The following is a 23,842-nucleotide window of genomic DNA, read 5'->3' as shown; positions in this document are numbered from 1 at the left end:
CAGTTGGCCGCGTTGTCAGTGGGGCTTGGTAGAACTCCTCTACCTGGACGCGATCGGCGCGCGCCAGGACGGGAACCACGACCGCCGATCCAACGGCCCCAGCATCAGGGAGCAGGCACGCATGACCCTCGGTAGCCACCTCCAGGAACTCCACGGCCTGCCGGCCTTCGCCTTTCCCGACGCCGGTGACACACCGGCGGACGCGTCCGCCCTCCCGTCGCCGGAGTCCGTCGCCTGGCGCATCGCCGTGGACTCCTACGACTCCAAGGAGGAGTGGGAGGACGCCTTCGCCCGCTTCCTGGAGACCGTCGACACCCGTCAGGTCCGCGCCCTGATCGTCGGCGCGTGGAGCGACGCGTACGAGAGCGGCCCGGACGAGGTGATCAAGGCGCTGGTCGCGGCCCGCGACCGACTGCCCGCCCTGCGCGGCGTGTTCCTGGGCGACATGCTGTCGGAGGAGTGCGAGATCTCCTGGATCAACCAGGGCGACGTCACTCCCCTCCTGGAGGCCTTTCCCGACCTGGAGGAGTTCGGCGTCCGCGGGGGCAGTGAGCTGGTCTTCCCCGCCGTCCGTCACGAGCGGCTGCGCAAGCTGACCGTCGAATCCGGCGGCCTGCCCGTCGAGGTCGTGCGCGGCATCGCGGGCAGCGATCTGCCCGCCCTCGTCGAACTCGACCTGTGGCTGGGCACGCCCGAGTACGGGGGCGACGCCGACGTGGCCGATCTGGAGCCCTTCTTCGCGGGCACGAGGCTGCCGAGCCTGAAGCATCTCGCCCTGCGCAACAGCGAGATCCAGGACGCCGTCTGTACGGCGCTCGCGTCCGCGCCGGTGGTGGCGCGCCTGGAGGTTCTCGACGTCTCGATGGGCGTGCTCACCGACGACGGCGCCACGGCGCTGCTGACCGGTCAGCCGTTGACGCATCTGAAGAAGCTCGACCTGCACCACAACTACCTGAGCGAGGAACTGCGCACGCGGTTGCTGGAGACGCTGGAGCCCGCCGGAGTGGAGGTCGACGCCGATTCCGACGACGCCGACTCCGACGAGGAGGACGACGGCACGGTCTGGCGGTTCGTCTCGGTGGGCGAGTAGAGCGCTCGGGGGTCCGGAGGCAGGTACGAAGGGGGAAAGGTGAGCACCATGGGGCGCAGGGGTCCGGGGGATGCCCCGCCGAGGTGGGCGGTGGTCGCCAATGGGGACAACCGTCGGGTGAGCCTGTTCGCCGCGGCCACCGAGGCCGCCGGTCACGGCACGCCTCGCGTGGTCGAGTGGCACGACGTGCTGCGGGAGGGCGGACACGACTTCGCGGACGACGAGTTGGTCCGCCTCGACTCTCCGGGGGAGAACGCCGAGGTGGATGTGCTCCTGCGCGGGGGCGACGATCCGACGCGGGTGGAGGGGTCCGCGCGCTGGTACGGGCGGTTCCTGGAGGGCGTGGCCTCGTTGCGCGGCGGGCGGCGGCTCGACGACCCGGTGGAGCTGGCCGTGATGTTCGACAAACGGCTGTGTCACGACCGGCTCGCCCGGGCGGGCGTGCCCGTGCCGCCGTCGCCCACTTCCGGGGACGTACCGCCGGTGCGGGACTGGGCGGACGTACGGCGCCTCATGGCGGAGGCGGACCTGCGGCGTGTCTTCGTCAAGCTCGCGCACGGTTCCTCCGCCTCCGGTGTGCTGGCGATCGAGACGACCGCGTCGGGGCGGATCCGCGCGACCACGTCCGTGGAGCGCGCCGAGGCGGGCCGGCTCCACAACTCCCTGCGCGTGCGCCGCTATACCGAGGAACGGGAGATCGCCGCGATCGTCGACACGCTCGCCCCGGACGGGCTGCACATCGAGCGGTGGCTGCCGAAGGCCTCGCTCGGCGGCCGGTCGGCGGATCTGCGCATCGTCGTCGTGGGCGGACGGGCCACCCACGCCGTGGTCCGCACGAGCCGTTCCCCGTTGACCAACCTGCATCTCGGCGGGGCGCGCGGCGACCTGGCGGCCGTACGGGCGCTGGCCGGTGACCGGTGGGCCACGGCCCTCGAAGCCGGCGAGCGGGCCGCGGCCTGCTTCCCCGGCACCCTGTGCGTCGGCGTCGACCTCCTGCCGGCCATCGGCTGGCGCCGCTTCGCCGTCGGCGAGGTCAACGCGTTCGGCGACCTGCTCCCCCGTCTGACCGGCCTGCCGGGCAGCGGGGCGGAGGGCCTGGACACGTACGCCGCACAGGTCGCGGCGGCCCCTTCCTTCTCACTGCCGAGGACCGCCCATGCCACCCTCTGAGCCCTCTCCCGCCCCGGCCGCCGGGCCGGACATGAACGAGGTGGTGGGCCGTGACGACCTGCTCCTCCTCACCCTGGACACCCTCCGTCACGACGTGGCCGTCGAACTCGCCGCCGCCGGACGGCTGCCCAATCTGACCGCGCATCTGCCGGGCGGCGTCTGGGAGAAGCGGCACGCGCCCGGGAGCTTCACCTACGCCTCCCACCAGGCGATGTTCGCGGGCTTCCTGCCCACCCCGGCCGGACCCGGGCCGCATCCGCGCCTGTTCGCGGCCAAGTTCGCGGGCAGCGAGTCAACGGCGGACGGTACGTACGTCTTCGACACCCCGGATCTCGTGTCCGGCCTGGCCGCGCACGGGTACCGCACGGTGTGCATCGGTGGCGTCGGCTTCTTCAACAAGCAGGGCGCCCTGGGTGACGTACTGCCCGGGTTCTTCCAGGAGAGCCACTGGGAGCCGGAGTTCTCCGTGGCCTCCCCGACCTCCTTCGAGGCGCAGGTGGCGCGCGCCGAGAAGACGGTGTCCCAACTGCCGCCCGAACAGCGGCTGTTCCTCTTCCTCAACGCCTCCGCGCTGCACCAGCCGAACTGGTTCCACCTGCCCGGCGCGACCAGAGAGGCGGGCGACAGCCGACTCACCCATGCCGCCGCGCTGGAGTACATCGACCGTCACGTCGGGCGGTTGTTCGCGGCGATGAGTTCGCGCCGCCGCTGCTTCGCCATCGTCTGCTCCGACCACGGCACCGCCTACGGGGACGACGGTTACACCGGCCACCGCCTCGGCCACGAGTCCGTGTGGACCGTGCCCTACGGCCACTTCTTCCTGGAGCCGTCCGTATGACCGTCACCGCGATCGACACCACCGTCGGCTCACCTCGCCCGTACCAGAGCTATACGTACGCGTACCCGCACAAGACCGCCTACCGGCCGCTCACGCCCGGGCCCCGGCTCGCTGACCTGTGGGCCGGGGAGTCCCGCCAGTCGCTGTCGCTGTATCTGCACATCCCGTTCTGCGAGATCCGCTGCGGCTTCTGTAACCTGTTCACCCGCATCGGCGCGCCCGACGGACTGACGAACCGTTATCTGGACGCCGTACAGCGCCAGGCCGCCGCCGTTCGCGAGGCGTTGGGCGATGCGGAACCCCCGCGGTTCGCCAACGCGGCGTTCGGCGGCGGGACTCCGACCTTCCTGGAGGCCGCGGAGCTGGAGCGGCTGTGTGACATCGCCGAGCGGGAGATGGGCGTCGACCTGCGGGCCGTCCCGCTGTCCGTGGAGGCGTCGCCGTCCACGGCCACGGCCGACCGGCTGGCGGTGCTGGCCGAGCGGGGGACCACCCGCCTCAGCCTGGGCGTCCAGAGCTTCGTCGAGGAGGAGGCGCGGGCCGCCGTACGCCCACAGCACAGGTCCGATGTCGAGGCGGCGCTCGCCCGCATCCGTGAGGCCGACGTACCCGTCCTCAACATCGATCTGATCTACGGCATCGACGGGCAGACCGCGGCCAGTTGGCGATACTCCCTCGACGCGGCCCTGGCCTGGCGGCCCGAGGAGATCTACCTCTACCCGCTCTACATCCGCCCGCTCACCGGACTCGGCCGCCGCGTCGACCCGGCGGCGGCCGACCGGGAGTGGGACGAGCAGCGTCTGCGCCGCTATCGGGAGGGCCGCGACCATCTGCTCTCCCAGGGCTACGAGCAGGTGTCGATGCGGATGTTCCGGCGCTCGGACGCGCCGCCGCAGGGTCCGGACGACTACGCCTGCCAGACCGACGGGATGATCGGCCTGGGCTGCGGCGCCCGTTCGTACACCTCCCGGCTGCACTACTCCTTCGACTACGCCGTGTCGATGGGCGAGATACGCGGCATCATCGACGACTACACCGCCACCGAGGACTTCTCCCGGGCGCTGCACGGACGTTGGGTCGACGAGGACGAGGCCCGGCGCCGGCATCTGCTGCAGTCGCTGCTCCAGGCCCAGGGCATGCCCGTCGCGGAGTACCGGCTGCGGTTCGGCACCGACCCGTCCGACGACTTCCCCGCCGAGCTGGACACCCTCGACGCGCGTGACTGGCTCGACAACGGTCAGGAGGGACAACTGCGGCTGTCCGCCGAGGGGGTGGCCCACTCCGACGCCATCGGGCCCGACTTCTTCTCACCGGATGTGCGCGCCGCCATGGCCGCCTACGAGACGAAGTGAGCGGGGTTCCGTGGATCTGACGCTGCTGTACCGGGGGCCGCTCTCCTCCTGCGACTACGACTGTCCCTACTGCCCGTTCGCGAAGCGACGCGACAGCACGGCGCAGCTCCGCGCCGACCGCGCGGCACTGGACCGGTTCACCGGGTGGGCGCGCGAGCAGCGGGAGGACCGGCTGTCGGTGCTCTTCACCCCGTGGGGCGAGGGGCTGGTCCGCTCCTGGTACCGGCGCGCTCTCGTCGACCTCTCGCACCAGCCGCACATACGGCGGGTCGCCATCCAGACCAACCTGAGCTGCCGGACCGACTGGCTGGCGGACGCGGACCGCGACACCGTCGCCCTGTGGTGCACCTACCACCCCGGGCAGACGCCGTACGAACGGTTCCTGGCCAAGACGTACGAGCTGTCCGCCCTCGGCGTCCGCTTCAGCGTCGGTGTCGTCGGCGTACCGGACCATCTGGAGCACGCGCGACGGCTGCGCGAGGCGCTGCCGGACCATGTCTATCTGTGGGTGAACGCGGCCGAAGGGCACAGCTACACGGACGAGGAGGCCGGCCGGTGGACGGCGCTGGACCCGCTCTTCCCGTTCAGCCGCCACCCGCACCGCTCGGCGGGCCTGCCGTGCCGCACCGGTGAGTCGGTGCTCTCGGTGGACGGCGAGGGCACGGTGCGCCGCTGCCATTTCGTCCGTACGGAGCTGGGAAATCTGTACGACGGCTCGTACCGCGCCGCGCTCGGCCCCCGGGCCTGCCCGCTGAAGGTGTGCGACTGCCACATCGGTTACGTCCATCTGGAGACATTGCCGCTGTACGACGTGTTCGCGGGCGGCATCCTGGAGCGCGTGCCGAGGGCTCTCCCGGACCGGCCGCTCCTGCCGCTGGTCCCGTCCGAGTTGGCGTCGACGACGGCCGGCGTGACAGGGTCGCCCGAGTCGTGAATGTGGTGTTGGTGAGAGGAAGTTCGTGGACACGCAGACCTGGGACGCACTGGCCGCATCGATGAGGAACGCCTACACCGCGGGTCTGGGCGAGGGGGCGGTGCCCCGTCCGGTCATCATGCCGCTGGTCCGCGGTGAACTGGTCGGCCTGGTCTGGCTGCGTCCCGTCGAGACCGGCAAGGACGCGCTCACCGGCATCGCCCAGCTGTCGAACATCGCCGCGGCGGCCGGTGCCGACGAGGTCGTCCTCGCCTGGGAGACCCGGGACGTCGCCGCCCTGTGCGAGTTGCCGGTCACCGGCCCGGCGCCGTGCCTGAACCTGGTGCACGCCACGAAGGACGGCCACACACTGCACCGTTTCCCGTACGCCGAGCAGCCCCTCGCCGACTCCCCCGAGGGCCCGGCCGCGATCGAGCCGCAGTGGCTGCTCGCACCCCAACCCCAGCAGAGCGGCGAACTGATCCCGCCGGTCCGGGCCGCCGTCGACTACTCCTTCGTCCCGCTCGAGATCGACCATCCCTCCCCCTTCGGGGTCACCGTCGTCCTGATGGAGGAGGACGGCTACAACGTGCGCCTGACCGAGGCGTTCGCCCTCTGAGGCCGCTTCCCTGAAAAGGGGCGGCGACGCGCCCAGTGGTGGCGGCCTGCTCGTCCTGTGCAACCGCGCCGGATTCAATGCACCCGGCGCGAGTTCCCGCCCGAGCCGCTCACCCCGACCCGACCGGAAGTGATGCCAGCCATGACCGAACTGCCCACCGAACTCTCCGCATCGGCTCTGGTGGTCACCGGGGCCACGGGACGCCTCGGCGGACGTGTCGCCCGCCGCCTGGCCCAGCGGGGCATCGCGCAACGGCTGCTGGTGCGCAGCCCCGAGCGGGCGCCCGACCTCCCCCGTGCCACGGCGGTCCGCGGCGGTTTCGGCGACCACGACGCCGTCGTCCGTGGACTGCGCGGCGCGAAGACCGTGTTCATGGTGTCCGCCTCCGAGAGCGCCGACCGGCTCGACCAGCACAAGGCCTTCGTGGACAGCGTGGCAGAGGCGGGTGTCGAACACCTCGTGTACGTGTCGTTCTTCGGCGCCGCCCCCTATGCGACGTTCACCTTGGCCCGCGACCACTTCCACACCGAGGAGCACATCCGCACCAGCGGGCTGGCGTACACCTTCCTGCGCGACAACATGTACGCGGAGTTCGTCCCGGAACTGGCGGGTGAGGACGGTGTCATCCGTGGTCCGGCCGGGCAGGGGCGGGCCGCCTTCGTCTCGCAGGACGACATCGCCGACGCGGCGACCGCGGTCCTGACACGGCCGGAAGACCATGTCGGTGCCGTGTACGACCTCACGGGGCCGGAGTCCCTCACGCTGGACAACGCCGCCCGCATCGTCTCCGAGGTGCTCGGCCGCAGCATCACCTACCAGCCCGAGACGGTCGAGGAGGCGTACGCCTCCCGCGCCTCCTACGGCGCCCCGCCGTGGCAGCTCGACGCGTGGGTGTCCACCTACACGGCCATCGCGGCCGGCCAGCTCGACGGCGTCAGCGACGCGGTGCCCTTCCTCACCGGCCGCCCCGCCACATCCCTGGCGGATGTCGTTCGCGCCATCAAGGGCTGAACTCGCCGCCGATGCCCGCGCTGTCGCTTTCTGACCATCAAAGGTCACCATTGGGCCCGGCCAACCATGCCCTCCCGACCTAGTTTGAATACACCGCCCAGATCGCCCCGTGCGGCTCCACAAGCTAGGAAGACAGTCATGAGCAACGCGAAGAACACGGTTCTGCAGGCCGCCACGGCACTCTTCGGCGACAAGGACCCCTCGGCCGTGGACCGCTGGGTCGCCACCGACTACAAGCAGCACAGCTCCCTCGCCGCCGACGGCCCCGAAGCGCTGCGCGGGCTGGTCGCCGGGCTCGGCGCCGACTTCCGCTACGAGGGCGCCCGGGTCATCGCCGACGGCGACCTGGTCGCCCTGCACGGCACCTACCACGGCTTCGGCCCCGACCCGCTCGTCGGCTTCGACATCTTCCGCGTCGACGCCGACGGCAGGCTGGCCGAGCACTGGGACGCGCTGACCCCGCAGGTCAAGGACACCGTCTCGGGCCGCTCCCAGACCGACGGCCCCACCGGGCACGGCGGCGCCGACGGGACCGAGGCCAACCGGGCCCTGGTCACGGAGTTCGCGGAGAAGGTCCTCGTCCGCGCCGACTACTCGGTCCTGACCGACTACATCTCCACAGAGACCTACCACCAGCACAACACCGAGGCCGCCGACGGCCTCGACGGCTTCGGTGCCGCCGCAGCGAAGTGGGCCGAGCAGGGCAAGAACCTGATCTACAAGAAGGTCCACAAGGTCATCGCCGAGGGCGGCTTCGTCCTGACGCAGTCCGAGGGCGAGTTCGGCGTGCCCGTCGCCTACTACGACCTCTTCCGCGTCGCCGACGGCAGGATCGTCGAGCACTGGGACGTCATCTCACCGGTGCCGGCCGAACTCCCGCACGGCAACGGCCTGTTCTGACGATCCTCCCGGTGCCCGGCAGACACGCGTCACGACGCACGCCGGCCGGGCACCGGCGCGGACGTCGCCCAGCCCGCCCTTCCGCCCTTCCGCCCTTCCGCCCTTCCGCCCTTCCGCATCGGAGCCCGCCATGACGATGTCGTCGCCCTCGCCCCCGTACGACGACCGCACCGGAACGCCTTCGGAACTGCCTCTGGCCGCCTACCGCGCCGCGATCGCCCTGGACGAGCCGTTCCAGCCGTCCGCCGGTCCCGTACCGGCCGATCGGCTGGACGAGCGGGTGCGCGCGGCGCTGCGGCTGCTCAGCACCGACGCGGCCGTACCCCGGCTCGGGCTGCGGGCCGACTCGCTGCGGGACCTCACCGCCACCGACGCGACGGCCCGCCGTCGGCTCCTGCGGGCACTGCTGACCGTGCGCCCGCCCGGCCCGCTGCCGGACGGCGCCTCCGACGCGGTGGACTCCGTGCTCAGCACGGAACGCGGACTCAGCCCTACTACGCACGCGTCCCAACTCCCCACGATCGCGGCGGAGTTCCCCCACACGACGTACCGTGCCGCCGAGCGCACCACGCTGTGGCGGGGCGACATCACCACGCTCGCGGCCGATGTCATCGTCAACGCAGCCAACAGCGCCCTCCTCGGCTGCTTCCAGCCCCTGCACCCCTGCATCGACAACGCCATCCACAGCGCCGCCGGACCACGGCTGCGGGACGACTGCCGGACCGTCGTCACGCTCCAGGGCACCTCCGAGCCGACCGGCACGGCCAAGATCACCCGGGGCTACCATCTGCCCGCCCGTTACGTCCTGCACACCGTCGGCCCCGTCATCGACGGCCGCCCGCGTGCGAGCGACGCGGAGGCACTCGCCTCCTCCTACCGGGCCTGCCTGGACCTCGCTGCCGAGGTGGAATCCATCCGTACGGTCGCCCTGTGCGCCGTGAGCACCGGCGTCTTCGGCTACCCCAAGGACCAGGCGGCCCCGATCGCCCTGCGCACGGTCGCCGACTGGCTCGAAGCGCGTCCCGAGCGGTTCGACCGGGTCCTGTTCACCGTGTTCGAGGCGGCCGACGAAAGCGCCTACCGTCACGCGTTGCGTTCCTCGACGCGCCTCTGAGGCGGCGCTTCGCCGCGCTGGGCGTTCTGCCCGGCGCCCGGCGGCAGCCCCTCCGCGCGCCCCCGGACGACCTCCCGGAAGTCGATCGGTGACCGGCCGACCCGGTGCAGGAAGTACTTGCTGAACTGGGACGGGTTGGCGAAGCCGAGCTGGGCCGCGATCTGGGCCGCCGTCCGGTCGCTGTGGGCCAGCAGCCGCTTGGCCTCCAGGACGACCCGGCGGTCGACGAACTCCTTGGCGCTGAGCCCGGCGGCACTCAGCGTGGCCCGGGCGAGCGTGCGCGGGGAGTAGCCGAGCAGGTGGGCGTAGTCCTCCACCCGCCGGGTCCGGGTGAAGTGCTGTTCCACCGCGTCCCGGAACCGCAGGTACGTCTCGTCCGGCTCCGGCGCGGGGCCGCCGGCCGGCACCGCGAGGTGGGCCAGCCGCAGCACGAGGACCGCCAGGAGATGGCGCAGGGCCGCCACGTGGACGTCCAGCGGCAGCTGGCCGAGAGCATGGAACTCACGGCTCAGATGCTCCACGGCAAGGTCCAGCGCCTCCGCGTCGGCGGCGACGGGCGTGCTGACGACGGGTGCGTGCGGGTCGTCGACGCGGGCCGCCGTCGCGGTGGCCGCGTCGAGGAAGTCCTGCCGGAACAGGATCAGGGTGCCCTCGGCCCGGGTGAGGTCGCCCCACTGCTGCACCTGCCCGGGGCGCACCCACAGCCAGGAGCCCGGCCGGAGGGCGTGGGCGGTGAAGTCCACGGTCTGCGAGAGGTCGCCCGCGCTGAGCGTGACCAGGTGATGGAAGTCGGGGCGCTGCGGCCGGGAGAGCGTGTGGCCCGGTACGCGCCCACGCAGGTCGGCCAGCGACATGGCCTCGACTCCGGCGGGCGTACCCGCCGGGGCGGCGAAGGGGACCTCGGGGATCTCCCTCGCGGCACCGTGTCGGTTTTTGGCCATCATCAGTCGGAAGTGTATCCGGCCCGCATCCGCTTCGCCTCGTACGTTGGTGATCGCACCGCCCCGGCAGCGTGCCCGTGCGGCAGAAAACGGAAAGGGTACGAAGGTCACGTGAGCGCCACGAGCAACACCTCTCTCGCCGCCGCACAGGCCGGCGGGACGTTCCATGAGTGGCTGGGAGAGGCGGACCGCGTCCTGGTCGCGGCCGGCGCGGGCCTCAGCGCGGCCGCCGGTTACGACTACGGCGACGCCGAACGCTTCCGGCAGCTCCTTCCCGCCCTGCACCGGCTCGGTCTGCGCTCGCGCTATCTGCTGGGTGTGCCGCTGCCGCCGGACATGATGTGGGGCTACTGGGCCGTCCACATCGACGACATCCGCTACGACCCCGCCCCGAACCCGCTCTACCGGCGCCTGCGGACCCTGGTCGGCGACCGCGACCACTGGGTGATGACGTCCAACGTCGACGCGCTGTTCGTCCGCAACGGCTTCGCCGCCGACCACGTCTTCACCCCGCAGGGCGACTACGGCTACCTCCAGTGCACGGTGCCGTGCACACGCGAGACATGGTCCAGCAGGCCGTTCCTCGACAGGGTCCTCGCGGCGTACGACCGTGAGAGCGGCCGGGTGACCGACCCCGAGGCCCTGCCGCACTGCCCCAAGTGCGGTGCCGACGTCTTTCCCAACGTCCGGGTCGGCCCCGAGTTCGTCGACGACGCCCATGTGCCCGCCGGTGAGCGACTGGCCGGCTGGCTCGACCAGAGGCCCACGGACGGCAGGTTGCTCGTCGTCGAGATCGGGGCCGGGTTCAACACCCCCGGCGTGATCCGATGGCCCATGGAGAACGTCGTACGCCACACTCCTGGGGCCCGCCTCGTCCGGATCAACCCCGACCACCCCGAGGTCCCCGACGATCTGGGCGAGCGCGCGCTGTCCCTCCCCTTCGGGGCGGACCGGCTGCTGGGCGGCCTCGTCGCCTGACGGATGCCGACCCCGACGTACCGCCTGCGAAGGACACGCCAGTGGTACCGGGGTACCACCCGGCCACCGAAGTGTCCCCTGTGGTCCCACGGCCACGACCTGCCGTTCTCGTAGCTTCGAGATCAGGCGCCGCGCTGTATGTGCGGCCGTGTTCGCGGCAGGAGAGGCCACTTCCATGATCGAAGCGCGTGAGCTGACGAAGCGGTACGGCGACAAGACGGTCGTCGACCACTTGAGCTTCACCGTCAAACCGGGCGAGGTGACCGGCTTCCTGGGGCCCAACGGAGCGGGCAAGTCCACGACCATGCGCATGATCATCGGGCTGGACTCCCCGACGGCCGGCTCGGTCACCGTCAACGGCAAGTCGTACGCCAAGCACGCGGCGCCCCTGCACGAGATCGGCTCCCTCCTCGAGGCCAAGTCCGTCCACCCGGGGCGTACCGCGTTCAACCATCTGATGGCGCTGGCCCACACCCACGGCATCTCCCGCCGCCGGGTGGACGAGGTCATCGAGCTGGCGGGGCTGACCAGTGTGGCCGGCAAGCGGGTGGGCGCCTTCTCGCTCGGCATGGGCCAGCGGCTCGGCATCGCCTCGGCACTGCTCGCCGACCCGGCGATCGTCATGCTCGACGAACCGGTGAACGGCCTCGACCCCGAGGGCGTGCTGTGGGTGCGCAACCTGCTGCGGTCCCTCGCCGACGAGGGCCGGGCCGTGATGCTCTCCTCGCACCTGATGAGCGAGACCGCGCTGATCGCCGACCACCTCGTGATCATCGGCCGTGGCCGGCTCCTCGCGGACACGACGGTCGACGACTTCACCCGGGAGGCGGGCGGCGGAGGCGTGAAGGTCTCCACCACCGAGGCTGTGCGGCTGCGTTCGCTGCTGGCGGGCCCGGACGTCACCATCAGCTCGTCCTCCGCCGAGGAGCTGGTGGTGTCGGGGCGGAGCGCCCGGGAGATCGGGGCCGTCGCCGCCGAGCACGGGGTGGCGCTGTACGAACTCACCCCGCAGTCCGTCTCCCTGGAGGAGGCCTTCATGGCCCTCACCCACGACGCCGTCGAATACCAGAGCGCCCCCGCCGACACCGCACGAAAGGCCGCCTGATGACCACCGACACCCTTTCCGCGGCTCCCGCCCGCACGACGGTGCACAAGGTGACCGGCCTTCGGGTACTGCGTTCGGAGTGGGCCAAGTTCTGGTCGCTGCGCTCCAGTTGGATCACCCTGGGCGTCTCCCTGCTCCTGCTCGTCGCCCTCGGGGCCATCGCCTCCGCCACCTACAGTCCGGACGCCGTCGCCGACGGCGGCCCGTCCGGCGGTCCGGGCTCCGGCACCCAGGACGCGGTGAGTCTCGCGCTCCTCGGCGTGACCTTCGCCTCGCTGGCTGTCGGCGTCCTCGGTGTGCTCCTGTCGGCGGGCGAGTACAGCACCGGCATGATCCGCTCCACCCTCACCGCCGTGCCGCGCCGACTGCCCGTCCTGTGGTCCAAGGCCGCCGTGATCGGGCCCGTCGCCTTGGTCCTCACCACTGTGGGCGCACTGGCCGCCTTCCAGCTGGGCACCCTCGGCCTCGACGGCGAGAAGATCGCCCTGTCCCTGAGCGACGACGGCGTACTGCGCAGTCTGGCCGGCGCCGGTGTCTACCTCGGTCTGGTCGCCGTGTTCGGTGTGGCCCTGGGTGTGCTCCTGCGCTCCTCCGCCGGGGCCATCGCGGTCCTCGTCGGTGTCCTGCTCATCCTGCCCGGCCTGGCCTCGCTGCTGCCCGACTCCCTGTACGACAGCATCAACCCGTACTTCCCCAGCAACGCGGGCTCGGCCATCTACGCCCTGCACGACTCGTCCGACGCCCTCTCCCCGGGCGCGGGACTCGCCGTCTTCGCCGGCTGGGTGGCGCTGACCCTCGCCGGGGCGGCGTACCGGCTGGTCCGCAGCGACGCGTGAGTCGCGGGCCGGGGACAATGAGGGTCATGAGCCCCGAGCGGACGGCAGCCGCCGCGCATCCGGACCGGGGGACGGCGCTCGAGCCGTCCTCCGGGTTCGACGCCGCCTGGACGCACCCGCTGCTGGGCCGTCTGTTGCGCGACCAGGGCCGCCGACAGCGGCTGGACCGTCGGCATCCCTGGCTGCTCGACACCGCGGTGGTGCTGTTCGTCGCCCTCACCAGCCTGCCCGATGTGTTCTCCGACGAGAGAGACGGCCCGTTCGAGGAGGCGGCCCCCCACACCGACCACCCGACCGTCGTGCTGCTCGCCTTCGCCGTCGCGCTCGTCGTGCCGCTGTGGTGGCGGCGCAGAGCCCCCGCCGTCACGTACTTCGTGATCGCGCTGGTGTCTCTCGTCCAGTGGTCCCTGGACATCTGGCAACAGGCCGGACTCAGCACGCTCGTCGCCCTGTACAGCCTGGCCCTGCACGGGTCGTTGCGGATCCTGGGCTGGGCCGCCGCGCTGACCGGCGTCCAGGTCGCCCTGGCGGTGTTCGTCCTGGTGCCCGTCGAGCCTCCGCTGCTCGCCATGTTCTTCCTGCTGGGGACGGCGACCGCGGCCATCGCCGTCGGCCTGACGCTCCGGATCCGCCGGATGTACCTGGCGGCCCTGGAGGACCGGGCCGCCCGTCTGGAGATCGAGCGCGACCAGCGCGTCCGGCTGACCGCCGCCGCCGAGCGATCCCGGGTCGCGCGCGAGATGCACGACATCGTCGGCCACAACCTCTCCGTCATGGTCAGCGTCGCCGACGGCGCCGCGACCCTCGCCACCAACCGGGGCGAGCAGTCGGCCGAGGCGCTGCGCATCCTCGGCGACACCGGCCGCCAGGCCATGGGCGAACTCCGCCGCGTCCTGGGCGTCCTGCGCGAGGACCAGGACGACGTACGGCTGCTCAACCCCCAGCCCGGCATCCACGACCTGGACCTCCTGCTGACCCGGGTCCGGGCGGCGGGGCTGACGGTGACCTACCGGACGGTGGGCGAACTCGACGCGCTGACCAGCGGCGTCCAGCTCACCGTGTACCGCATCGTTCAGGAGGCCCTGACCAACACGCTCAAGCACGCGGGTACGGGCTCCACCGCCGAGGTCACCGTGGCCGCGGACGTCGGGCGGGTACGGGTACGCGTCGAGGACACCGGCCTGCCCCCGGGGGCGTCCCCGGAGCCGACGCCGCACACCGGCGACGCCGGTCACGGGGTGGTCGGCATCCGCCAGCGGGCCGGTATGTACAGCGGTGACGTCACCATCGGACCGCGCGACACCGGCCACGGCTGGCTCGTGGACGTCGTGCTCGACGCACCGTCCGCGCCCGCCGCGCCGGCACCGGGAGAGCAACTGCCATGACCACCGTGCTGATCGCGGACGACCAGCCCCTGCAGCGCATGGGCTTCCGCATGCTCATCGAGGGCACCCCCGGCCTGACCCCGGTCGGCGAGGCCGCGCACGGCGCCGAGGCCGTCCGGCTGGCCTCGGAACTGCGCCCCGACGTCGTCCTGATGGACATCCGTATGCCCGGCATGGACGGCCTGGAGGCCACCCGTCGCATCATCGCCTCGGGTGGTCGCACGCGCGTGCTCATCGTGACCACCTTCGACCTCGACGAGTACGCGTACGAAGGCCTGCGCGCCGGCGCCAGCGGCTTCCTGCTCAAGGACGCCCGCCCCGAGGAACTCGTCGCCGGCATCCACGCGGTCGCGACCGGCGACGCCGTGGTGGCACCCCGGCTGACCCGCCGCCTGCTGGACGCCTACGCCCACCAGGTCCTCGCCCCGCCCGGCGCCCCGGCGGCCGTCGACCCCCGGCTGCGGACGCTCAGCGACCGAGAACGCGAAGTGCTGGTCGCCATCGCGCAGGGCTGGACGAACAGCGAGATCGCCGAGCGCCTCGTCCTCACCGAGTCCACCGTCAAGAAGCACGTGGGCCGCGTCCTCGCCAAGATCGGCGCACGGGACCGCATCCAGGCCGTGATCACGGCGTACGACGCGGGACTGGTCAGGGCCAAGCCGTAGGGCCTGTCGATCGGAACGTGCCGCAGGCGCGGGGCATGACACGATCTCCCCGAGCGGGGACTCCCATCGCGCGGGCGTGCGGGCCGACACGGCGGCGAACCGCGGTCCGTTCCGGGTCAGCGGCCCTTGCGGACCCGGGCCGCCGCACGTGCTTCCGCCGTCTTACGGGCCTCGGCGGCCTTGCGGGACTCCTTCGCGGGGCGGCCCGGGCGGGTGCCGATACCACGGAATGGGGCATTGCCCGTGGTGGTCTTCGTCGTGGTCGGCGGGCGCTTCGCGCCGGTGATCGCGGTCAGCTTCTCCTCGCCGGAGCGCACCTGGGCGACCGTCGGCCGGATCCCGGCGTCCGACATCATCCGGTTCACGTCACGCCGCTGGTTGGGGGTGACCAGGGTGACCACCTTCCCGGACTCCCCCGCACGCGCCGTACGTCCGCCGCGGTGCAGGTAGTCCTTGGCGTCGGCGGGCGGATCGACGTTGACGACGAGGTCGAGCGCGTCGATGTGGATGCCCCGCGCGGCCACATTGGTGGCCACCAGCACGGTGATCTCGCCGTCCTTGAACTGGCCGAGCGTGTGCGTGCGTTGGGGCTGCGACTTCCCGCTGTGCAGAGCACCGGCGCGGACTCCGCTGGCCCGCAGGTGCCGGGTGAACTGGTCGACGCCGGTCTTGGTGTCCAGGAACATCAGGACGCGGCCGTCGCGGGCGGCGATCTCGGTCGCGGTCGCGTACTTGTCGGCGGCGTGGATGTTCAGGACGTGGTGTTCCATCGTGGTGACCGAGCCCGCCAGCCGGTCGACCGAGGCGAGCACCGGGTCGTGGAGGTGGTCGCGTACCAGCTGGTCGACGTTGTGGTCGAGCGTGGCCGAGAACAGCAGCCGCTGTCCGTCGGGGCGGACCTGGTCGACGAGGTCCGAGACCTGCGGCAGAAAGCCCAGGTCGCACATCTGGTCGGCCTCGTCCAGCACCGTGATCCGTACGTGGTTCAGGAGGCAGTCCCGGCGCGACACCAGGTCGGTCAGCCGCCCCGGCGTCGCGATGACCACCTCGGCACCGGCCCGCAGCGCCGCCTGCTGCTTGTTGATCGACAGCCCGCCGACCACCGTCGCCAGCCGTACGTCCAGGGTCCGCGCGTACGGTTCCAGCGCGTCGCCGACCTGCTGGGCGAGTTCCCGGGTCGGCACCAGGACCAGCGCGAGGGGCCGCTTCGCCTCGGCTCGCAGGCCCGCCGTACGGACGAGCAGCGCGAGCCCGAAGGCGAGCGTCTTGCCGGAGCCGGTGCGGGCGCGGCCCAGGACATCGCGGCCGGCGAGCGCGTTGGGGAGGGTCGCCGCCTGGATCGGGAAGGGCTCCGTCACCCCGAGGTCCGTCATCGTCGCCAGCAGCTTCGGCGGCAGTCCGAGCGCGTCGAAGGACTCGGCCGGCGGCAGGCCTGTCGCCCCCTCGGGCGTACCGGCACCGGGGTGTCCGTGAGCTGACGGTTCGGGGTTCATGAGGAGCCTTCCTGATCTGACGCCTGAAACGCGCCGGGGCCCGTACCCATGCGGTACGGGCCCTGGCGGTTGTCGAAGCGTGACCCCATTTTAACAGCGGTGGACTTCCGGGCTTCCGGACCTCCGGTCACCGGGATTCAGCTCCCCGGGTGCTGAATGCGTTCGTATTCCTCTATTGGACCCCGGGGCGTCCGGCGAGCAAGGCTGGAGTGGAAGCCCTTGCTCCGCGACCGCGACCCCCGGAAGAGGTAACGAGCACATGCAGACTCGACGTATCGGTGACCTGGACGTCAGCGCGATCGGTCTGGGCGGTATGCCCATGTCGATCGAGGGCCGGCCGGACGAGGCCCGTTCCCTCGCCACCATCCACGCCGCACTCGACGCGGGCCTGACGCTGATCGACACGGCGGACGCCTACCACCGGGACGCCGACGAGGTCGGTCACAACGAGACCCTCATCGCCAAGGCGCTCTCCACCCATGAGCGCGGCGCGGACGTGCTGGTCGCCACCAAGGGCGGGCATCTGCGTCCCGGTGACGGCAGTTGGACCCTGAACGGCTCCCCCGCGTACATCAAGGAGGCGTGTGAGGCCTCGCTGCGGCGCCTCGGCGTGGAGGCCATCGGGCTGTACCAGTTCCACCGGCCCGACCCCAAGGTCCCGTACGGGGAGTCGGTCGGCGCGATCCGGGACCTGCTGGACGAGGGCAAGATACGTCTGGCCGGTATCTCCAACGCGAACCCGGACCAGATCCGGCAGGCCAACGAGATCCTCGGCGGACGTCTGGTGTCCGTGCAGAACCAGTTCTCCCCCGCCTTCCGCTCCAGCGAGCCGGAACTGCGGCTCTGCGACGAGCTGGGCATCGCGTTCCTGCCCTGGAGCCCGCTCGGCGGTATCTCCCGGGCCGGCGGGCTCGGTTCGACGTACGCCGCCTTCGCCCGGGTCGCCGAGGCCCACGGTGTCAGTCCGCAGCGCGTGTGCCTGGCCTGGATGCTCGCCAAGTCCCCGGTGGTCGTCCCGATCCCGGGTTCCTCCCGCCCGGAGACCATCCGTGACTCGGCGGCGGCCGTGGAACTGGTGCTCTCCGCCGAGGAGTTGGCCGAGCTGGACGCCGTCTGAGCCGCTGGGAGCCCGGCCCGGGTGGGCCGGGCTCCCTCTCCACCGTCCGGGGCGGGCACCTTGACGCGGCCTTGAACATTCGTACGTCCGTTCATGGCGGGCGGCGTCCTAGAGTCTCCCCCGGCCTCCGTGTGAGCGCCCTGTACTCGGCTCGACACAACATGGGGGAATCGGCGTGAGACGTCGATGGGTGAAGGTTCTGCTGATCACGGTCGTGGTGCTCGCCGCGCTGTTCACGGCCGGCGACCGCATCGCCGTGCACTACGCCGACAAGGAAGCCACGCAGCTCGCCAAGGAGAAGTACGGCTACGCCAACACCACCGACGGCGACCTGGACGTGTCGATCGAGGGCTTCCCTTTCCTGACCCAGGCGGCCGGCGAGGAGTTCGGTCACGTGACCCTGACCGCTCACCGCTTCTATATCGACACCACGAACAACGCCCAGGGCGGCTATCTGCACGTCGACCGTCTCCACCTGGACCTGCGTGATGTGCGGGTGACGTCGTTGACGGCACGCAGCGCCGAGGCGAACCTCGCCACCGGCACGCTGACCATCTCGTACAAGGAACTGTCCGGAGTGGTCACCCGGCTCGCGGGCGACGGCGGCCCGTTGCAGGTCTCCCGGGCGGCGGGGTCGAACGGCCAGGCGGCACGCGTCAAGGTCGCGGGCACGGTCGGCGGGACGGCGCTGAACGCCACGGGAACGCTCCTGGCGCAGGGCACGGAGCTTTCCCTGACGGTCCCCGGTGTCGAACAGGCCGGACTGGTCTGGCGGGTCGGCCTCCCGGAGGGCGTCGACTTCGAATCGGCACGGGCCGGCGCGGACGGCGTCGAGATCGGCCTCGTCGGTCACCAGGTGACGCTCGGCTCGTCGCGCTTCGGAGGGTGAGGCGGCTGCACCACTCCGCCCAGTGGGCCGGTGCCCGACTCCTCTTCAAGATCCTCCAACCCGGGACCAACTGACCGACCGAAGGCCCCGTAACGGTCAGCCGCCCCTGCGCAGGACCCGGGACAGTCCGAGGGCCGCCGTCCGTACGGCGGGTGCCAGTTGGGCCGGGCTGAAGCGGGCACGCGGTACCGCGACCGAGAGGGCGGCGACCGTGGTGCCGCCCGCGAACACGGGGGCCGCGATGCAGCTCATGCCCAGCGCGGCCTCCTGCTCCTCGTAGGCGAGGCCCGAGACGCGGATCTTCTCCAGGGCCGTGCGCATCCGGGCCGGATCGGTGATCGAGTGCGGGGTGAGGCTCGGCAGCGGCCGGGACAGCACCTCCTCCATCAGCTCCGCACCAGAGAAGGCCAGCAGGGCCTTGCCTACGCCGGTGCAGGTCAGCGGCAGACTGCCGCCGATGCGGGAGGGCAGCCAGGAGGCCTCGTGGCCGTGGATGCGCTCCAGATAGACGACCTCCAGTCCCTCGCGGACACCGAGGTGGACGGTCTCGTGGGTGGCCTCGAACAGATCCTGGAGGAAGGGCAGGGCCGTCTCCCGCAGATCGAGCCGGTGCGGCACCAGTGAACCCAGCTCGAACAGCTTGGCGCCGAGCCGGTACTCGGCGCCCGAGCGCTCCAGCCAGCCCAGCCCGACGAGATCCGCCGCCAGCCGGTGCACCGTGGGCTTGGGCAGACCCGTACGCTCCGAAAGTTCCGACAGACGGAAAGAACCACCGTCCGGACGGAAGCTCTCGATGATGAGCGCGGCCTTTGCCAGCATGCTGCCGCCCGCGTTGTTCCGTGTCACGGAACAAAGTTTGTCCCCTCGCCCGGACGCTGTCTATATCGATACCAACCCGCCACTTCCCCTTCCCTCTGGAGGCAACCCATGTCGACCGTGCCCGACGGTGTCCACCCGGACCCGGTGTCACCGGCCGTGCTCAAGGCCGCCGATCTGCTGGCGGAGGCCACCCGTACCGGCGTCCCCTGTCCGCCCGTACGTGATCTGTTCGAGGAGGGCGCCGATCTGCGGACCGCCTACGCCGTGCAGCAGCTGAACGTCCGGCGCGGCTCGGATGCCGGACGCCGGATCGTCGGCCGGAAGATCGGCCTGACCTCGGTCGCCGTACAGCGCCAACTCGGCGTGGACCAGCCCGACTTCGGCGCGCTGTTCGCCGACATGGCCGTGCCCGACGGTGGCACGGTGCCCGCCGGGCGGCTGCTGCAGCCCAAGGTGGAGGCGGAGGTCGCCCTGGTGCTCGGGCGCGATCTGCCGCACCCGGAGTGCACGGTCGTCGACGTCCTGCGGGCGGTCGACTTCGCGCTGCCCGCGCTGGAGATCGTGGACAGCCGGGTGCGGGACTGGGACATCTCCCTCCTCGACACGGTCGCCGACAACGCCTCCTCCGGGCTGTACGTCCTCGGCGCCACCCCCGTCCCCCTCACCGCCGTGGACCTGCGCACCGTGACGATGAGCATGACCCGAAACGGCGAGACCGTCTCCGAGGGCACCGGCGCCGACTGTCTCGGCAGCCCGCTCAACGCGGCGGTGTGGCTCGCCTCGGCGCTCGCCGAGCGCGGCGACCCACTGCGCGCCGGCGACCTGGTGCTGACCGGGGCCCTGGGGCCGATGACACCCGCAGCCGCCGGTGATGTGTTCGAGGCCCGTATCTCGGGCCTGGGCTCGGTACGGGCCACCTTCGCCTCGGACACCGAGGGAGACGACCAGTGAGCGGCAAGACCAAAGTGGCCGTGATCGGCTCGGGCAACATCGGGACCGACCTCATGATCAAGGTGCTGCGGCTGTCGGAGACCCTGGAGATCGCCGCCATGGCCGGCATCGACCCCGACTCCGACGGGCTCGCCCGCGCCCGGCGCCTGAAGGTGGCCACCACCCACAAGGGCGTCGAGGGGCTCGTCTCCCTGGACGAGTTCGCCGACGTGGAGATCGTCTTCGACGCCACCTCCGCCGGTGCCCACCGGCACCACGACGCGGTGCTGCGCCCGCTGGGCCGCACCCTCGTCGACCTCACCCCGGCCGCCCTCGGCCCGTATGTGGTCCCGCCCGTCAACGGCGACGCCCACCTGGACGCGCCGAACGTCAACATGGTCACCTGTGGCGGCCAGGCCACCATCCCGATCGTCGCCGCCGTGGGCGCGGTCGCTCCGGTCCACTACGGCGAGATCGTCGCGTCCATCGCCTCCCGCTCGGCCGGCCCCGGCACCCGCGCGAACATCGACGAGTTCACCGAGACCACCTCCGCCGCGATCGAGAAGGTCGGCGGCGCCGCCCGTGGCAAGGCGATCATCGTCCTCAACCCGGCCGAACCCCCGCTGATCATGCGGGACACCGTGCACTGCCTGGTCTCCGACTGCGCCACCGAGGCCGTCACGGCGTCCGTGGAGGAGATGGTCGGCCAGGTCCAGGCGTACGTGCCCGGCTACCGGCTCAAGCAGAAGGTGCAGTACGAGCGGGTCGCCGCCGACGACCCCCTGCGCACCCTCGCCCCGGGCGCGGCCGAGACGCTGAAGGTGTCGGTCTTCCTGGAGGTCGAGGGCGCCGCCCACTACCTCCCGGCCTACGCCGGAAACCTCGACATCATGACCTCGGCCGCGCTGCGCACCGCCCAACGCATCACCGCACACCGCCTGACCGCACAACGCCTGACCGCACAAGGCGCCACCGAAGGGGCCGCGCGATGAGCAGCACGCCAACCACGACGACCACTCGTCTGTACGTCCAGGACGTCACCCTGCGGGACGGCATGCACGCCATACGGCACCGCTACACCGTCGGCCAGGCCCGCGCGATCGCCGCCGCCCTGGACTCGGCGGGCGTCGCGGCGATCGAGATCGCCCACGGCGACGGTCTGGCCGGCTCCAGCATCAACTACGGCGTCGGCGCCCACACCGACTGGGAGTGGATCGAGGCCGTGGTGGACGCCACCACGCACGCGGTGCCCACCACCCTGCTGCTGCCCGGCATCGGCACCCTCCACGACCTCAGGCGGGCCCACGCCCTCGGCATCCGCAGCGTCCGGATCGCCACCCACTGCACCGAGGCCGACATCTCCGCCCAGCACATCGCCGCGGCACGGGAGTTGGGCATGGACGTCGCCGGGTTCCTGATGATGTCCCACATGGCCGAACCGACCGAACTCGCCCGCCAGGCCAAGCTGATGGAGTCGTACGGCGCCCACTGCGTGTACGTCACCGACTCCGGCGGCCGTCTCACGATGAACGACGTCCGCGACCGCTTCCGCGCCTACCGCGAAGTCCTCGACCCGGCAACGGGGTTGGGCATCCACGCGCACCACAACCTCGCCCTGGGCGTGGCCAACACGGTCGTCGCCGTGGAGAGCGGCGCGGTGCGGGTCGACGCCTCGCTCGCCGGGCAGGGTGCGGGGGCCGGCAACTGTCCCCTGGAGGCGTTCGTCGCGGTCGCCGACCTGATGGGCTGGGACCACGCCTGCGACCTGTTCCCGCTCATGGACGCCGCCGACGACCTCGTACGCCCCCTGCAGGACCGCGAAGTACGGGTCGACCGCGAGACCCTCACCCTCGGCTACGCGGGCGTGTACTCCAGCTTCCTGCGCCACGCCGAGATCGCCGCCACCCGCCACGGTCTCGACACCCGCACCATCCTCGTCGAGGCGGGCCGACGCGGCATGGTCGGCGGCCAGGAGGACATGATCACCGACATCGCACTCGACCTCACCGCCGGCACCCGGAGCGCGACCTGACCCCGGGCACAAGACAACGTAGAGGGTCCGCCGCCGGACCCTTACCGCGCAACTTCCGGCCTCGACAGCTGAGCCTGCGGCGTGAGGCCAGGATCAGTCCCGCACAGAGTCCCGGCTGACGGCTGTGCCGCCGTGCACGGGAAAAACCCGCGCTCTCGACGAATGGGCAGCCGACCGCCCATTCATCCGGTTCATCCGGGACTCAACGCAACGCTGCCGCACCGGATCGGTGAACCGGCCCGCTTGCCGAGCGACCCGGCGTCCGGGGTCAGGGCGTCTGGGGCGGCCCTGTGGCGATCTCGCTCGGCTCACCCCGCCGACGGTGAGCCGACGGCCGGGCGTCCGGGCCGTCCGGGCGAGCCGGTCCGGCAGCCGTACGGAGTCGCGGCGCCACCGTAGCCCGCGTACGGTGCTCGTGGCGGACGCATGTGCTCCATGGGCCATGGAGAGGAGCATGACATGGCGAGCGAGCCCACCTTCTTCGAACTCGGCGTGGCCGACCCCGAGCGCGGGCGCGCCTTCTACGGAGCCCTCTTCGGCTGGTCATTCGAACCTGGCCCTTCCGGACACGGTTTCTCCATCGCCACCGGCGGGCTGCCGGGCGGCATACACGGCGGCGACGCCGGTGCCTCCCCGTACCTGTTCTTCCGCGTCGACGACCTGGACGCCACGGTCGCCAGACTGCGGGAACTGGGCGGCACCGTCGAGGACATGGGCGAGGAAGGAGACGAGGAGTCGGTCGCCCGGTTCGGCCGGTTCAAGCTGTGCCGCGACGACCAGGGCTCCACCTTCGGGCTGCACCAGCCGCCCGAGGGTCAGTAGTCCTGCCGCGCCGCGCTCCTGACCGAGGTGGCGAAGAAGACCCCCTTGGACTCCGGGTTTCCCGCGAGCCTGCTGCGCACTCCCCAGGGGCGGGCAACTGGCCGCAGGTGAAGAGCAGTCGGCGGCGAGAGCGACCGTGTGGCCGCGGCCGCGGGACTCAGCGTTCGAGGACGAGGGCGAGGCCCTGGCCGACGCCGATGCAGAGGGTGGCGACACCGACTCCCGTGCCTTTGCGGGCGAGTTGGTGGGCGACGGTCGCGGCGAGGCGGGCGCCGGAGGCGCCGAGGGGGTGGCCGAGGGCGATGGCGCCGCCCTGGGGGTTGAGGATCGTGGGGTCGAACTCGGGCCATTCGGCGACGCAGCCGAGGACCTGGGCGGCGAAGGCCTCGTTGAGTTCGAGGGTGGTGAGGTCGGCGAAGGTTCGGCCGGCTTTGGTGAGGGCGCGGTTGACGGCTTCGACGGGGGCGAGGCCGAAGTAGTCGGGGTCGAGCGCGTGCACGCCGGTCGCGGAGATGCGGGCGAGGGGCTCGCGGCCGGTGGCCTTCAGACCGTCCTCGTCGGTGAGGAGGAGAGCGGCGGCGCCGTCGTTGAGGGGGGAGGCGTTGCCCGCGGTGACCGTGCCGCCCTCGGTCCGGAAGGACGGCTTGAGGCGGGCCATCGCCGCGAGGGAGGCGTCGGCGCGTACGCATTCGTCCGCAGCGAAGACGACCGGGTCGCCCTTGCGCTGCGGGATGGTCACGGGGGCGAGTTCGGTGTCGAACAGGCCTGCCTGCTGGGCGGCGGCGGCCTTGTGGTGGCTGGCGAGGGCGAACTCGTCCTGCTG

At 71.7% G+C, this 23,842-nt stretch carries 24 protein-coding genes; 20 read left to right on the top strand and 4 right to left on the bottom strand.

The annotated features are described in order from the left end of the window. Nucleotides 1-121: 121 nt before the first annotated feature. From ACWCRB_RS31225 to ACWCRB_RS31185, 9 genes are all read left to right on the top strand, one after another. Nucleotides 122-1,090: an STM4015 family protein gene (locus ACWCRB_RS31225; RefSeq protein ID WP_450999235.1), complete on the top strand. Its 969-nt coding sequence runs from the start codon at nucleotides 122-124 to the stop codon at nucleotides 1,088-1,090. A gap of 48 nt (nucleotides 1,091-1,138) precedes the next feature. Then, entirely contained in the window at nucleotides 1,139-2,260 is a 1,122-nt protein-coding gene (locus tag ACWCRB_RS31220; protein ID WP_450999234.1) for an STM4014 family protein, read from the top strand. Nucleotides 2,261-2,291: 31 nt separating this feature from the next. Next, nucleotides 2,292-3,098 (top strand): STM4013/SEN3800 family hydrolase, encoded by an 807-nt coding sequence (locus ACWCRB_RS31215; RefSeq protein ID WP_450999253.1) that lies wholly within the window; start codon nucleotides 2,292-2,294, stop codon nucleotides 3,096-3,098. Then, nucleotides 3,095-4,450: an STM4012 family radical SAM protein gene (locus ACWCRB_RS31210; RefSeq protein ID WP_450999233.1), complete on the top strand. Its 1,356-nt coding sequence runs from the start codon at nucleotides 3,095-3,097 to the stop codon at nucleotides 4,448-4,450. Before ACWCRB_RS31215 ends, ACWCRB_RS31210 begins: the two co-directional genes overlap by 4 nt. Nucleotides 4,451-4,460: 10 nt before the next feature. Then, complete coding sequence (locus tag ACWCRB_RS31205; protein ID WP_450999232.1) at nucleotides 4,461-5,384, top strand: STM4011 family radical SAM protein; 924 nt, start codon at nucleotides 4,461-4,463, stop codon at nucleotides 5,382-5,384. A 25-nt stretch (nucleotides 5,385-5,409) separates the two neighbouring features. Next, nucleotides 5,410-5,982, top strand: a complete 573-nt coding sequence (locus ACWCRB_RS31200) for a hypothetical protein (protein ID WP_450999231.1) — start codon at nucleotides 5,410-5,412, stop codon at nucleotides 5,980-5,982. Nucleotides 5,983-6,123: 141 nt separating this feature from the next. Beyond that, nucleotides 6,124-6,993 (top strand): SDR family oxidoreductase, encoded by an 870-nt coding sequence (locus ACWCRB_RS31195; protein WP_450999230.1) that lies wholly within the window; start codon nucleotides 6,124-6,126, stop codon nucleotides 6,991-6,993. A gap of 138 nt (nucleotides 6,994-7,131) precedes the next feature. After that, nucleotides 7,132-7,893 (top strand): nuclear transport factor 2 family protein, encoded by a 762-nt coding sequence (locus tag ACWCRB_RS31190; RefSeq protein WP_450999229.1) that lies wholly within the window; start codon nucleotides 7,132-7,134, stop codon nucleotides 7,891-7,893. Between the two features lie 130 nt (nucleotides 7,894-8,023). After that, nucleotides 8,024-9,007 (top strand): protein-ADP-ribose hydrolase, encoded by a 984-nt coding sequence (locus tag ACWCRB_RS31185; RefSeq protein WP_450999228.1) that lies wholly within the window; start codon nucleotides 8,024-8,026, stop codon nucleotides 9,005-9,007. Here ACWCRB_RS31185 and ACWCRB_RS31180 read toward each other — a convergent pair. Next, complete coding sequence (locus tag ACWCRB_RS31180; RefSeq protein ID WP_450999227.1) at nucleotides 8,977-9,951, bottom strand: helix-turn-helix domain-containing protein; 975 nt, start codon at nucleotides 9,949-9,951, stop codon at nucleotides 8,977-8,979. The genes ACWCRB_RS31185 and ACWCRB_RS31180 overlap by 31 nt on opposite strands. Nucleotides 9,952-10,059: 108 nt before the next feature. Here ACWCRB_RS31180 and ACWCRB_RS31175 point away from each other — a divergent pair, with 108 nt between their 5' ends. From ACWCRB_RS31175 to ACWCRB_RS31155, 5 genes are all read left to right on the top strand, one after another. After that, nucleotides 10,060-10,926, top strand: coding sequence for an NAD-dependent protein deacetylase of SIR2 family (locus ACWCRB_RS31175; protein WP_450999226.1), 867 nt, complete (start codon nucleotides 10,060-10,062; stop codon nucleotides 10,924-10,926). Between the two features lie 175 nt (nucleotides 10,927-11,101). Next, the gene (locus tag ACWCRB_RS31170) at nucleotides 11,102-12,031 is read left to right on the top strand and encodes an ABC transporter ATP-binding protein (RefSeq protein ID WP_450999225.1); all 930 of its coding nucleotides are present in this window, start codon (nucleotides 11,102-11,104) and stop codon (nucleotides 12,029-12,031) included. Continuing rightward, complete coding sequence (locus ACWCRB_RS31165; RefSeq protein ID WP_450999224.1) at nucleotides 12,031-12,867, top strand: ABC transporter permease; 837 nt, start codon at nucleotides 12,031-12,033, stop codon at nucleotides 12,865-12,867. Before ACWCRB_RS31170 ends, ACWCRB_RS31165 begins: the two co-directional genes overlap by 1 nt. A gap of 26 nt (nucleotides 12,868-12,893) precedes the next feature. Continuing rightward, nucleotides 12,894-14,252, top strand: a complete 1,359-nt coding sequence (locus tag ACWCRB_RS31160) for a sensor histidine kinase (protein WP_450999223.1) — start codon at nucleotides 12,894-12,896, stop codon at nucleotides 14,250-14,252. Then, nucleotides 14,249-14,917 (top strand): response regulator, encoded by a 669-nt coding sequence (locus ACWCRB_RS31155; protein ID WP_235472561.1) that lies wholly within the window; start codon nucleotides 14,249-14,251, stop codon nucleotides 14,915-14,917. The genes ACWCRB_RS31160 and ACWCRB_RS31155 overlap by 4 nt, the downstream gene beginning before the upstream one ends. A 116-nt stretch (nucleotides 14,918-15,033) precedes the next feature. On the opposite strand, the gene ACWCRB_RS31150 is transcribed toward ACWCRB_RS31155, so the two are convergent. Continuing rightward, nucleotides 15,034-16,410 carry a DEAD/DEAH box helicase gene (locus ACWCRB_RS31150; RefSeq protein ID WP_450999222.1) on the bottom strand — a complete coding sequence of 459 codons (1,377 nt, stop codon included), beginning with the start codon at nucleotides 16,408-16,410 and terminating at the stop codon, nucleotides 15,034-15,036. A gap of 259 nt (nucleotides 16,411-16,669) precedes the next feature. Between ACWCRB_RS31150 and ACWCRB_RS31145 the strand changes: the two genes are divergently transcribed. After that, the gene (locus ACWCRB_RS31145; RefSeq protein WP_450999221.1) at nucleotides 16,670-17,527 is read left to right on the top strand and encodes an aldo/keto reductase; all 858 of its coding nucleotides are present in this window, start codon (nucleotides 16,670-16,672) and stop codon (nucleotides 17,525-17,527) included. A 175-nt stretch (nucleotides 17,528-17,702) separates the two neighbouring features. Then, nucleotides 17,703-18,416, top strand: coding sequence for an LmeA family phospholipid-binding protein (locus tag ACWCRB_RS31140; protein WP_450999220.1), 714 nt, complete (start codon nucleotides 17,703-17,705; stop codon nucleotides 18,414-18,416). A gap of 96 nt (nucleotides 18,417-18,512) precedes the next feature. Here ACWCRB_RS31140 and ACWCRB_RS31135 read toward each other — a convergent pair whose 3' ends face one another. Next, entirely contained in the window at nucleotides 18,513-19,235 is a 723-nt protein-coding gene (locus ACWCRB_RS31135; protein ID WP_450999252.1) for an IclR family transcriptional regulator, read from the bottom strand. A gap of 108 nt (nucleotides 19,236-19,343) precedes the next feature. On the opposite strand from ACWCRB_RS31135, the gene mhpD reads away from it, so the two are divergent. The 4 genes from mhpD to ACWCRB_RS31115 all read left to right on the top strand — a co-directional run bounded on the left by mhpD (nucleotide 19,344) and on the right by ACWCRB_RS31115 (nucleotide 23,019). Then, complete coding sequence (gene mhpD / locus ACWCRB_RS31130) at nucleotides 19,344-20,186, top strand: 2-keto-4-pentenoate hydratase (protein ID WP_450999219.1); 843 nt, start codon at nucleotides 19,344-19,346, stop codon at nucleotides 20,184-20,186. Continuing rightward, a complete protein-coding gene (locus tag ACWCRB_RS31125) occupies nucleotides 20,183-21,157 on the top strand; it encodes an acetaldehyde dehydrogenase (acetylating) (RefSeq protein ID WP_450999218.1) in 975 nt (324 codons plus the stop codon). Before mhpD ends, ACWCRB_RS31125 begins: the two co-directional genes overlap by 4 nt. Next, complete coding sequence (gene dmpG / locus ACWCRB_RS31120; protein WP_450999217.1) at nucleotides 21,154-22,197, top strand: 4-hydroxy-2-oxovalerate aldolase; 1,044 nt, start codon at nucleotides 21,154-21,156, stop codon at nucleotides 22,195-22,197. Before ACWCRB_RS31125 ends, dmpG begins: the two co-directional genes overlap by 4 nt. A gap of 459 nt (nucleotides 22,198-22,656) precedes the next feature. Then, complete coding sequence (locus ACWCRB_RS31115; protein WP_450999216.1) at nucleotides 22,657-23,019, top strand: VOC family protein; 363 nt, start codon at nucleotides 22,657-22,659, stop codon at nucleotides 23,017-23,019. 157 nt (nucleotides 23,020-23,176) lie between these two features. Here the strand turns inward: ACWCRB_RS31115 and ACWCRB_RS31110 are convergent. Beyond that, nucleotides 23,177-23,842 (bottom strand): thiolase family protein (locus tag ACWCRB_RS31110; protein WP_450999215.1); only part of this gene is annotated, 666 nt, incomplete at its 5' end.

Source organism: Streptomyces sp. NPDC002156, assembly GCF_053593675.1.
This window is presented reverse-complemented; position numbering and strand designations above follow the sequence as displayed.

Coding starts and splice junctions, on each gene's coding strand:
- ACWCRB_RS31225 (WP_450999235.1), top strand. CDS start 122: ATGACCCTCGGTAGCCACCTCCAGGAACTCCACGGCCTGCCGGCCTTC.
- ACWCRB_RS31220 (WP_450999234.1), top strand. CDS start 1,139: ATGGGGCGCAGGGGTCCGGGGGATGCCCCGCCGAGGTGGGCGGTGGTC.
- ACWCRB_RS31215 (WP_450999253.1), top strand. CDS start 2,292: ATGAACGAGGTGGTGGGCCGTGACGACCTGCTCCTCCTCACCCTGGAC.
- ACWCRB_RS31210 (WP_450999233.1), top strand. CDS start 3,095: ATGACCGTCACCGCGATCGACACCACCGTCGGCTCACCTCGCCCGTAC.
- ACWCRB_RS31195 (WP_450999230.1), top strand. CDS start 6,124: ATGACCGAACTGCCCACCGAACTCTCCGCATCGGCTCTGGTGGTCACC.
- ACWCRB_RS31190 (WP_450999229.1), top strand. CDS start 7,132: ATGAGCAACGCGAAGAACACGGTTCTGCAGGCCGCCACGGCACTCTTC.
- ACWCRB_RS31185 (WP_450999228.1), top strand. CDS start 8,024: ATGACGATGTCGTCGCCCTCGCCCCCGTACGACGACCGCACCGGAACG.
- ACWCRB_RS31180 (WP_450999227.1), bottom strand. CDS start 9,951: ATGATGGCCAAAAACCGACACGGTGCCGCGAGGGAGATCCCCGAGGTC.
- ACWCRB_RS31170 (WP_450999225.1), top strand. CDS start 11,102: ATGATCGAAGCGCGTGAGCTGACGAAGCGGTACGGCGACAAGACGGTC.
- ACWCRB_RS31165 (WP_450999224.1), top strand. CDS start 12,031: ATGACCACCGACACCCTTTCCGCGGCTCCCGCCCGCACGACGGTGCAC.
- ACWCRB_RS31160 (WP_450999223.1), top strand. CDS start 12,894: ATGAGCCCCGAGCGGACGGCAGCCGCCGCGCATCCGGACCGGGGGACG.
- ACWCRB_RS31155 (WP_235472561.1), top strand. CDS start 14,249: ATGACCACCGTGCTGATCGCGGACGACCAGCCCCTGCAGCGCATGGGC.
- ACWCRB_RS31150 (WP_450999222.1), bottom strand. CDS start 16,410: ATGAACCCCGAACCGTCAGCTCACGGACACCCCGGTGCCGGTACGCCC.
- ACWCRB_RS31145 (WP_450999221.1), top strand. CDS start 16,670: ATGCAGACTCGACGTATCGGTGACCTGGACGTCAGCGCGATCGGTCTG.
- ACWCRB_RS31135 (WP_450999252.1), bottom strand. CDS start 19,235: ATGCTGGCAAAGGCCGCGCTCATCATCGAGAGCTTCCGTCCGGACGGT.
- mhpD (WP_450999219.1), top strand. CDS start 19,344: ATGTCGACCGTGCCCGACGGTGTCCACCCGGACCCGGTGTCACCGGCC.
- dmpG (WP_450999217.1), top strand. CDS start 21,154: ATGAGCAGCACGCCAACCACGACGACCACTCGTCTGTACGTCCAGGAC.
- ACWCRB_RS31115 (WP_450999216.1), top strand. CDS start 22,657: ATGGCGAGCGAGCCCACCTTCTTCGAACTCGGCGTGGCCGACCCCGAG.